Raw genomic sequence first — 10,262 nt, 5'->3', positions numbered from 1 at the left:
TTTTTTGAAGTATAATAATACAATAATGATTATAAAAAGATAAGGGAGGCAAATTTATGTGTATCTTTTGTAAAATAGTTGCTGGTGAAATTCCAGCGAATAAAGTGATGGAAAATGAGGAGTTTTTGGCTTTTCACGATATTAATCCTAAAGCACCTATCCATATTCTCATCATACCAAAACATCATGTAGAAAATTTCCAAAGTACTCCACCTGAACTTATGGCAAAAATGACACCTTTTATTCAGGAGGTAGCCAAAAAGTTAGAACTTGATAAAACAGGTTACAGGCTTATAGTCAATAATGGCGAAGATGGGGGACAGGAAGTGATGCATTTGCATTTTCACATGCTTGGAGGTGCAAAACTGAGTTGGCCATATCTTGCTATTGAAGAAGAGGCCAAAAAATACATGTAAAGCCCTCTAGGCTTTACGTAAAAACTCTTCAAAGTACGCTATCTGTTTTCCCACTTGCTCTTTTGAAGTTGCTCCATAGGAGTTACGTGCATTCATAGAATTGATAAGATTAAGGTACTCTAAAACATCTTTTCCAATTCTCTCATCAATACTATTAAGCTCTTCGTAGGTAAGTTCAGAGATATCTTTGCCTTTATGTTCAGCTAGTGCTACCGCCTTGCCCGTTATAAAATGTGCTTCACGAAAAGGGATACCAACTTTTTCAACTAAGTAATCGGCTAAATCCGTTGCTGTAAGATGGCCAGTTTTTGCCGCTTTGAGCATATTTTCTTTGTTGATCTTCATAGTTTTTAAAACTTCATTGAGAATAACCACAGAGATTTTTGCATGTTTTACGCTATCAAAAACCCCCTCTTTATCTTCTTGCATATCTTTATTATATGCTAGTGGCAAACCTTTCATCACTGTCAAAAGATTTACAAGATTTCCATAACTTCTTCCTGTTTTTCCCCGTAAGAGCTCAGGAACATCCGGGTTTTTCTTTTGTGGCATGATTGAACTTCCAGTAGCATATTCATCACTAATAATAATAAATTTAAATTCATAGCTACTCCATAAAATTAGTTCTTCAGCAAGTCTTGATATATGCATCATCATTGTAGCAATATTAAAGAGTATTTCAAGTGCAAAATCTCTATCACTAACAGTATCAAGACAGTTGACTGTAGGTGCTTTAAAACCTAACTCTTTTGCAGTATACTCTCTATCTATATCATGAGGTGTTCCTGCAAGTGCCGCACATCCTAATGGAGAGTAATTATTGCGCTCATAAGAGCTTTTAAAGCGCTCTATATCTCGTTTAAACATCGATGCGTATGCTAACATGTGATATGCAAAACTTATTGGTTGTGCATGTTGTAAATGGGTCATACCAGGTAACACAACATCATCAGTTTTCTTTGCAATATTTACAAATGTAGTGATAAGGTCTTTAAGGAGTTCTATAAATTCTTGATTTTGTTTTTGTACATAAAGTCTAAAATCAAGAGCAACTTGATCATTGCGGCTACGTGCAGTGTGAAGCTTTTTTCCAGCATCACCAATAAGTTGTGTGAGTCTCTTCTCAATTGCCATATGAATATCTTCATCAGCTATATCCCATACAAACTTACCTGATTCTATCTCTTCTTTAATCTTTTGCAAGCCATTAATGATTGCCTCTTTCTCTTCTTCACTCAAAACACCCTGTTTAGCTAACATCTTAGCATGAGCGATAGATCCTTGAATATCTTGTTCATAAAGCTCTTTATCAAATGGAAGACTTGCATTAAATTCATCAAGAAGTTTACTTGCACTCTTTTCAAAGCGGCCTGACCAAAGCTTTGCCATTATACACCTTTTTTTCTTGCAATTGTAACATACAAATTTTGTAAAGTAGACTGTAGAAATGCACTATAAAGAGTTAATTTCTTAGATTTTGTAATTATGTGAGATATTAATTGAAGAAGTAATCGAAGGAAAAAATCTTGGCCTGGCGCCGACCTACTTTTCCACAGCCGAAGGCTGCAGTATCATCAGCGATGCGGAGCTTAGCTTCCAGGTTCGAAATGGGACTGGGCGTTTCCTCCGCTCTATAGGCACCAGGACAAGAGAAGAGAGGCTTTTAGAGTTAAAAGACTCTCTTCTCTTGTCTTTTGACAAGTTTTGTTTGAAAGATCACTCATTGTTCGTAGCAAAAGAGTGGTAGCTCAGTAAGGCGGCGGTGCATAATTAAATGTGTAAGCCAAACGGACTATTAGTACTGGTCAGCTAAACGCATTGCTGCGCTTACACACCCAGCCTATCAAGGTGGTAGTCTTCCACCGTCCTTCAGGGAAGGCTCATCTTGGAGTCGGCTTCCCGCTTAGATGCCTTCAGCGGTTATCCGTTCCGTGCATAGCTACCCAGCGGTGCCCTTGGCAGGACAACTGGTACACCAGTGGCACGTCCAACCCGGTCCTCTCGTACTAGGGTCAGCTCTCCTCAGCCTTCCTACGCCCACGGAAGATAGGGACCGAACTGTCTCACGACGTTCTGAACCCAGCTCGCGTACCGCTTTAAATGGCGAACAGCCATACCCTTGGGACCTGCTCCAGCCCCAGGATGCGATGAGCCGACATCGAGGTGCCAAACCTCCCCGTCGATGTGAGCTCTTGGGGGAGATCAGCCTGTTATCCCCGGGGTACCTTTTATCCTTTGAGCGATGGCCCTTCCACTCAGAACCACCGGATCACTAAGACCGACTTTCGTCTCTGCTCGAGTTGTCTCTCTCACAGTCAGGCTGGCTTATGCCTTTATACTCTCCAAGCGATTTCCAACCGCTTTGAGCCAACCTTTGTAAGCCTCCGTTACTCTTTAGGAGGCGACCGCCCCAGTCAAACTACCCGCCAGGCATTGTCCTCCCACAGGATAACTGTGGCGAGTTAGCCACCAGAATGAGGAAGGGTGGTATCTCAAGGACGGCTCCACCAGAGCTGGCGCCCTGGCTTCTCAGCCTCCCACCTATCCTGCACATCCTCATCCCGATGGCAGTACCAAGCTGTAGTAAAGGTCCACGGGGTCTTTCCGTCTTTCCGCGGGTAGGAGGAATTTTCACCTCCACTACAATTTCACCGGATCCCTGGTCGAGACAGCCCCCATCTCGTTACGCCATTCATGCAGGTCGGTATTTAACCGACAAGGAATTTCGCTACCTTAGGACCGTTATAGTTACGGCCGCCGTTTACCGGGGCTTCGGTTCACGCCTTCGCCCAAAAGGGCTAAGCGATCCCCTTAACCTTCCGGCACCGGGCAGGCGTCACACCATATACATCCTCTTACGAGTTAGCATAGTGCTGTGTTTTTGATAAACAGTCGGATGGAGCGCTTCGCTGCGACCCGCCTCGGCTCCAGCCGCATGGGCCTTCACCTACTACGGGCACACCTTATACCGAAGATACGGTGCCAGTTTGCAGAGTTCCTTGACCAGGGTTCTTCCGCGCGCCTTAGAATACTCATCTCACCCACCTGTGTCGGTTTACGGTACGGGCTACTTACTACTTAAACGGCTTAGAAGCTTTTCTCGGCTCGACGGCATTACCGGTTCCCCCGCCGCCCCGAAGGGCTTTGGGGGCCTGTCAGGTCTCGGCCTCACGCTAGGCGGATTTGCCTACCTAGCAGCCTACACCCTTCGAGCCCGTATTCCATCACGGACCCCGGCTAGCCCTAAGCGTCCCTCCATCGCCTTGTAGTAAGTAGGTATCGGAATATTAACCGATTTCCCATCGCCTACCCCTCTCGGACTCGGCTTAGGACCCGACTAACCCTACGTTGACGAGCATCGCGTAGGAAACCTTGGGTTTTCGGCGAAGTGGATTCTCACCACTTTTATCGCTACTCATGCCTGCATGCTCACTTCCAGCCGCTCCACTGCTCCTTACCGGTACAGCTTCAACGCTGACTGGAACGCTCTGCTACCGCGCATACACCAGTATGCACCTGCGACTTCGGTGTGTGACTTAGCCCCGTTATATTTTCCGCGCAGGGCCGCTAGACCAGTGAGCTGTTACGCTTTCTTTAAAGGATGGCTGCTTCTAAGCCAACCTCCTGGTTGTCTAAGCAGCCCCACATCGTTTTCCACTTAGTCACAACTTCGGGACCTTAGTCGGCAGTCTGGGTTGTTCCCCTCTCGACATAGGATTTTATCACCCTACGCCTGACTCCCAGGATTCCACTACAGGTATTCGGAGTTTGACAGGGTTTGGTACCGCGGTGAGCAGCCCTAGCCCTATCAGTGCTCTACCCCCTGTAGCTACTTCCTGAGGCTATACCTAAATATATTTCGCAGAGAACCAGCTATCACCGAGTTTGTTTGGCCTTTCACCCCTATCCACAGCTCATCCAAGGAGTTTTCAACCTCCACTGGTTCGGCCCTCCATGGGGTCTTACCCCCACTTCAGCCTGGCCATGGATAGATCACCCGGCTTCGGGTCTGCAACCAGTGACTCAATCGCCCTATTCAGACTCGCTTTCGCTACGGCTTCGCGTGTGCTTAACCTCGCCACTGACCACAACTCGCAGGCTCATTATGCAAAAGGCAGTCCGTCACCCTGAGCCGAAGCTCATAGGGCTCCGAATGATTGTAGGCATACGGTTTCAGGTTCTATTTCACTCCCCTCACTGGGGTTCTTTTCACCTTTCCCTCACGGTACTTGTGCACTATCGGTGTGATGGTAGTATTTAGCCTTGGAGGGTGGTCCCCCCATCTTCAGTCAGGATAACACGTGTCCCGACCTACTCGCAAGGTCTCTGCCTAGTCCCACCTACACTATTTCGTCTACAGGGCTATCACCTTCTATGGCTTACCTTTCCAGGTAATTCGACTATAATGTAGGCTACACAGAGACGGGCTACTCCCCGTTCGCTCGCCGCTACTAGGAGAATCTCGGTTGATTTCTTTTCCTCCGGGTACTGAGATGTTTCACTTCCCCGGGTTCGCCCCTGACATAGTCAGGTGACCAGTATTACTACTGGCCGGGTTGCCCCATTCGGAAATCCCCGGATCAACGCTTCTTGGCAGCTCCCCGAGGCTTTTCGCAGCCTAGCACGTCCTTCATCGCCTCCATCACCCTAGGCATCCACCGTACGCCCTTTGTAGCTTACACCTACTTCTAAGACGCACCGCCGCCTTACTCAACTACCTTAGTCAAGTAAAACAGCTTGCCTATTGTTTTTACCTCTTTTACTACGAACAATGAGTTGTCAAATAACATAGACCTAAAGTCTAAATAAAATCTTCCACCGAAGATTTTATTTAGACTTTGACATTGGACATTGGTAATTGGACATTGGAGATAAGATACTTTTTCTTTACTCTCATTTCCAATGTCAAATGTCTCATGTCCAATTTCCATCTTGGTGGAGTCTACCGGGATCGAACCGGTGACCTCCTGCGTGCAAGGCAGGCGCTCTCCCAGCTGAGCTAAGACCCCATATCATTGTTGAGTAGTGAATTGTGCATACTCTTTTACGTAGCGTACCTTGTAGTACGTGAGTGAAAGAGTTTATGCAAGACTCTCTCAACATGGTGGGCCTGAGAGGACTTGAACCTCTGACCTCACCCTTATCAGGGGTGCGCTCTAACCACCTGAGCTACAGGCCCATTATTAAAGCTCCGCCCCTGATAAGGGCTCCTCTTAGCTCTTACTGACTCCACTTTTCCTTTTTTTCAAAGAACATCTTTGATCTCTCACAACTAGACAGAGAACGAGCCCCCTGAGCCAATAAGTGTGAGTACTTATTGACTCTTCCATCCAAAGAAACGAATCTTTGGATCATCACTCTAGAAAGGAGGTGATCCAACCGCAGGTTCTCCTACGGTTACCTTGTTACGACTTCACCCCAGTCGCTGAGCCCACCGTCGACAGGGGTCCCCCCTTACGGGTCGGTCCCCCGGCTTCGGGTGAGCTCAACTCCCATGGTGTGACGGGCGGTGAGTACAAGACCCGGGAACGTATTCACCGCGGCATGGCTGATCCGCGATTACTAGCGATTCCGACTTCATGCAGTCGAGTTGCAGACTGCAATCCGAACTGGGACGCGCTTTAGAGATTTGCTCCACCTCGCGGTATTGCCTCTCTCTGTACGCGCCATTGTAGCACGTGTGTCGCCCTGGGCATAAGGGCCATGATGACTTGACGTCATCCTCACCTTCCTCCCGGTTACCCGGGCAGTCTCCTTAGAGTGCCCACCCGAAGTGCTGGCAACTAAGGACGAGGGTTGCGCTCGTTGCGGGACTTAACCCAACATCTCACGACACGAGCTGACGACAGCCGTGCAGCACCTGTCACCGAGCTCCCCCAAAAGGGGGCACCCCTCTATCTCTAGAGGGTTCTCGGGATGTCAAGCCCAGGTAAGGTTCTTCGCGTATCTTCGAATTAAACCACATGCTCCACCGCTTGTGCGGGTCCCCGTCTATTCCTTTGAGTTTTAGCCTTGCGGCCGTACTCCCCAGGCGGGATGCTTATTGCGTTAGCTGCATCACTGAGGTGACTAGCACCCCAACGACTAGCATCCATCGTTTAGGGCGTGGACTACCAGGGTATCTAATCCTGTTTGCTCCCCACGCTTTCGCGCCTCAGCGTCAGTACCGTCCCAGCAGGTCGCCTTCGCAATGGGTATTCCTGGTGATCTCTACGGATTTTACCCCTACACCACCAATTCCACCTGCCTCTTCCGGACTCTAGTCTACCAGTTTTGGACGCAGTTCCACAGTTAAGCTGTGGGCTTTCACATCCAACTTAGCAGACCGCCTACGCGCCCTTTACGCCCAGTGATTCCGAGTAACGCTTGCACCCTCCGTATTACCGCGGCTGCTGGCACGGAGTTAGCCGGTGCTTATTCGACAGGTACCGTCATCTTCTTCCCTGTCAAAAGGAGTTTACACCCCGAAGGGCGTCATCCTCCACGCGGCGTTGCTGCATCAGGGTTTCCCCCATTGTGCAATATTCCCCACTGCTGCCTCCCGTAGGAGTCTGGACCGTGTCTCAGTTCCAGTGTGGCTGACCATCCTCTCAGACCAGCTACCCGTCATTGCCTTGGTAGGCCTTTACCCTACCAACTAGCTGATAGGCCGCAGCCCCATCCCATAGCGCTAACGCTTTCCACAACCATACTTTCGCATGGAAGGAGTATAGGGTATTAGCAGCCCTTTCGGGCTGTTATCCCCCACTATGGGGCAGGTTAGCTACGTGTTACTCACCCGTGCGCCGCTTAGCTGACACTCTATCCCGAAGGATAGAGCCGTTCTCGCTCGACTTGCATGTGTTAAGCACGCCGCCAGCGTTCACTCTGAGCCAGGATCAAACTCTCCATAAATATCTATTTATGAAGTTTTAAAATCCTCTTTTAAAACTCAAAGGACTCGTCTCTGTCTAGTTGTCAAAGATCTTAAATTCACAAGAACTCTCTCACTCATCTTCACTCAAGATAAGTGATTCGAACTCTTTTTCAAGGGGCGTTATTTTACTCAATCTCTTGATTTTTGTCAAGAGCTCTTCGAAATCTCTCTTAAGATTTCTCTCAACCCCCCCCTCTTTTTTGAGGACTGAAATTATGCCAAACTTTCAGCTCTTTGTCAAGAGCCACTCAACTTTCCCCTCTCGCTCTGGTCTCCCCAAAGACCTCGCTCGCGTTTGGAGCCGCAATTATATTTTAATCTAGTGGTTTTGTCAAGTGGTTGTAACAATTTTTAAAAAGACATTGAAGAGATATATGAAAAACCGGTCTCTGGTTCAATCGCAATTTTAAAATTTGCTTTGCAACTGTTATCATAAAAACAAAAAGTAATTTCGCATTGCTGCTGTAATATTTTTGATTGGGTATATGCAGATATATAGCTCTGTGGATCTCCTATAAGCGGACGTCCTTGATTATCAAAAACTATTCGTTTACTACCTCTATAAGAACAACTTGGAGAAAAACGTACATCAACGATTTTGTATGTCTCTTCAATTGCTGCTTGTTTCAACGTTCTTTTATCAGTATAGTTTATTGTGAATCCACCACTAATAAGCTTTCCGGTTAATGGATCTTTTGCAACCTCGCCAGTTGTTGCATTGGGATTACCATCATAACCGCTTCCACTGTTTTTATCTGAAAATACTGCGTATCCCCATTTAGCTGTACTTCCATCACTACTTGCTTTTTTCTTTTTAAAAAATCGTATCTGCCATAGCTCTTTGTACCAATCACTTTTGGTAGGATTAAATTTATCATCGATTATTGCTAAATGTTGGGTATAGCGAATATGTGAGAGAATTTGATGCGCAGCATCTACTACATCATTTTTTTGAAATCTTGGAAGCACCATAGCTGCTAAAATCCCAATCACTATAATGACAAAAATTACTTCAATAAGAGTAAATGAAGGAGAAAAAAGGAGAGGATCGGCAAAAAGTTGCCGATCTTTTATAGATTTATTTAATTTCTTCAGCCTTTTGTACATCGTACAAAATATCATCAAATGGATGGCGGTACATTGGCATACCAAGGCGTTTTTCATCAAGGATGTGACCAATGAAACCGATCGTTCTACCAAGAATAAAGAAAGAATTGAGCGTACCACTTTCGATAAATTCATCAATCTCCTCTTCAGTGTATCCCAAAGCTCGCCACATATCTACCATCAAAATCCCAATAGTTCCATCAACATTGAGAATCAAATTGTCTTTTTTACTAGTAGTAAGTTTCTCTACTTCCAAAGCGTACTCAAGCAGTGGCGTTGCTGGAAAGTTTTCAGCTGCAAATTTTTTAAGTCCTTCAACCCTCTTATCTGGATTTCTTACAGACTTAATTCTGTGTCCAATACCAGGAATTGGAATACCTTGTTTTTTCATATAGTTCAAAAATTCTGCTGGACTCATGTTATTATCGTGTGCATATTTAAAATATTTAGCTGCTCCGTCTATCGCTCCACCAAATCTTGGCCCAATGGTAAGAAGACCTGTTACAAGACTCTCTACGACAGATTTTCCAGCACGTGCTGTAACTTTTGCATTATGCGCACCACTTACCGCTGGTCCATGGTCTGCAACTGTTTTGATAACTGTTTCGATAAAATCAACTGCCCATCGTGGATATACCTTTTTAAACCATAGAAGACTAACAACATCACCAATTGTTTTACCAGTATCTGGAGTTGCTACGCTACTAATTGGATAACCAGCATATGTTGCCTCTTCTCCTCTATCATCACTGATAGTACAAACAAAGTTTTTCGGTTTTCTGATTTTTCCTTGTGCCAAAGCCTTAGCGTAATCTTCAGGAATTGGTGGAACTTCAGGCTCTTCTATATCTTTAATAATACCTTTACCTTTAAGCTCTTCATAAACACCTTTGATCACATGTGGAAGATCGTTAAAACTATCAGGTACATGGATACCAGCTTCTCTCATAGCTTGGTTTTTTGCAACTGCAGTCTCTTCATCTGCATTTGCACTAGCTCCTGCGTGACCAAACTGAACACCGCTGCTAAAGTGCTGCGCAATTGTTCCAATACACCATCCAATTACAGGCTTAGTGATCTTACCGCTTTTAACTGCTTCGATTACTTTATACTCTTCCCGTCCCCCAACTTCACCAAGCAAAAGCATATATTTTACATTTGGATCTTTCTCCATGCGAAGAAGATGATCGATAAAGACAGATCCAACAAATCTATCCCCACCAATTGCAACACCATCTGCAACACCATCTGCATTAAGAGCGATAATGTTACAAAGCTCGTTAAATAGACCACCACTTCGAGTCACAAGACCACAGCTTCCCGGTCTATGAAGCTTGCTTTTTACAATGTTTTCAATTGTACCACCGATATTTGCAACTTTAAATGCTCCCGGAGTGATTGCACCAACAGTTGCCGGACCAATAATTAAGACACCTTTATCTCTTGCAGTTTTATTCATAATTCGTGCAAGTCGCTCAGGAATACCTTCTGCTGTAATCATAATTGTTTTAAACTGAGGGAATCGAAGTGCATCCATTGTCACATCGTAAGCTGTTCTAAAAGAAGCAAAGTTTAGTAAAACATCAGCATTTGGATGTGCTGCAGCTGCCTCTTCAGTGCTTCTATAGATTGGAATCATTACTTCATCAGTTCCAAAGAAAAATTTATCAAATTTATTTGAGCTCGTTGGTGCAACAATAGCAGCAACAGATGGCTTTTCTCTTTTAATTACATAATCGTAATCGAGCATACGCTGAATAGCGCTTCTGTTGTTATTCCAAAAAATTGCTTGTGTATCTCTTGTAAAAAGTCCCATTCATTCT

Annotated in this window: 4 protein-coding genes, 2 tRNA genes and 3 rRNA genes; 1 reads left to right on the top strand and 8 read right to left on the bottom strand. The window is 45.4% G+C overall.

Annotated features, from left to right (window positions below):
• The first annotated feature begins 56 nt into the window (after positions 1-56).
• Positions 57-416 (top strand): histidine triad nucleotide-binding protein, encoded by a 360-nt coding sequence (locus JG738_RS03820; protein WP_084275562.1) that lies wholly within the window; start codon positions 57-59, stop codon positions 414-416.
• Between the two features lie 6 nt (positions 417-422).
• Here JG738_RS03820 and argH read toward each other — a convergent pair whose 3' ends face one another.
• From argH to JG738_RS03780, 8 genes are all read right to left on the bottom strand, one after another.
• Positions 423-1,805, bottom strand: a complete 1,383-nt coding sequence (gene argH / locus JG738_RS03815; RefSeq protein WP_201338444.1) for an argininosuccinate lyase — start codon at positions 1,803-1,805, stop codon at positions 423-425.
• 140 nt (positions 1,806-1,945) lie between these two features.
• Positions 1,946-2,061: ribosomal RNA gene (gene rrf / locus JG738_RS03810) — 5S ribosomal RNA — on the bottom strand.
• A gap of 129 nt (positions 2,062-2,190) precedes the next feature.
• Positions 2,191-5,098: ribosomal RNA gene (locus tag JG738_RS03805) — 23S ribosomal RNA — on the bottom strand.
• 251 nt (positions 5,099-5,349) lie between these two features.
• Positions 5,350-5,425, bottom strand: a tRNA-Ala gene (locus tag JG738_RS03800).
• 93 nt (positions 5,426-5,518) lie between these two features.
• Positions 5,519-5,595: transfer RNA gene (locus JG738_RS03795), tRNA-Ile, on the bottom strand.
• Positions 5,596-5,779: 184 nt separating this feature from the next.
• Positions 5,780-7,310 (bottom strand): 16S ribosomal RNA (locus JG738_RS03790).
• The 16S, 23S and 5S rRNA genes sit together here with 2 tRNA genes alongside, the layout of an rRNA operon.
• 373 nt (positions 7,311-7,683) lie before the next feature.
• Positions 7,684-8,439: a hypothetical protein gene (locus tag JG738_RS03785; RefSeq protein ID WP_201338443.1), complete on the bottom strand. Its 756-nt coding sequence runs from the start codon at positions 8,437-8,439 to the stop codon at positions 7,684-7,686.
• The gene (locus JG738_RS03780; RefSeq protein ID WP_084275559.1) at positions 8,411-10,255 is read right to left on the bottom strand and encodes a citrate/2-methylcitrate synthase; all 1,845 of its coding nucleotides are present in this window, start codon (positions 10,253-10,255) and stop codon (positions 8,411-8,413) included. The genes JG738_RS03785 and JG738_RS03780 overlap by 29 nt, the downstream gene beginning before the upstream one ends.
• Between the last annotated feature and the right edge of the window lie 7 nt (positions 10,256-10,262).

This window comes from Nitratiruptor sp. YY08-26 (assembly GCF_016593215.1).
In the GTDB taxonomy this organism is placed as follows: Bacteria; Campylobacterota; Campylobacteria; order Campylobacterales; family Nitratiruptoraceae; genus Nitratiruptor; species Nitratiruptor tergarcus.
Note: the sequence above shows the minus strand (reverse complement) of the source record. Positions and strands in the feature narration are given on the sequence as shown.

Excerpts from the sequence above, each read along its gene's own strand:
- JG738_RS03785 (WP_201338443.1), bottom strand. The coding sequence starts at position 8,439 with ATGTACAAAAGGCTGAAGAAATTAAATAAATCTATAAAAGATCGGCAA.
- argH (WP_201338444.1), bottom strand. The coding sequence starts at position 1,805 with ATGGCAAAGCTTTGGTCAGGCCGCTTTGAAAAGAGTGCAAGTAAACTT.
- JG738_RS03820 (WP_084275562.1), top strand. The coding sequence starts at position 57 with ATGTGTATCTTTTGTAAAATAGTTGCTGGTGAAATTCCAGCGAATAAA.
- JG738_RS03780 (WP_084275559.1), bottom strand. The coding sequence starts at position 10,255 with ATGGGACTTTTTACAAGAGATACACAAGCAATTTTTTGGAATAACAAC.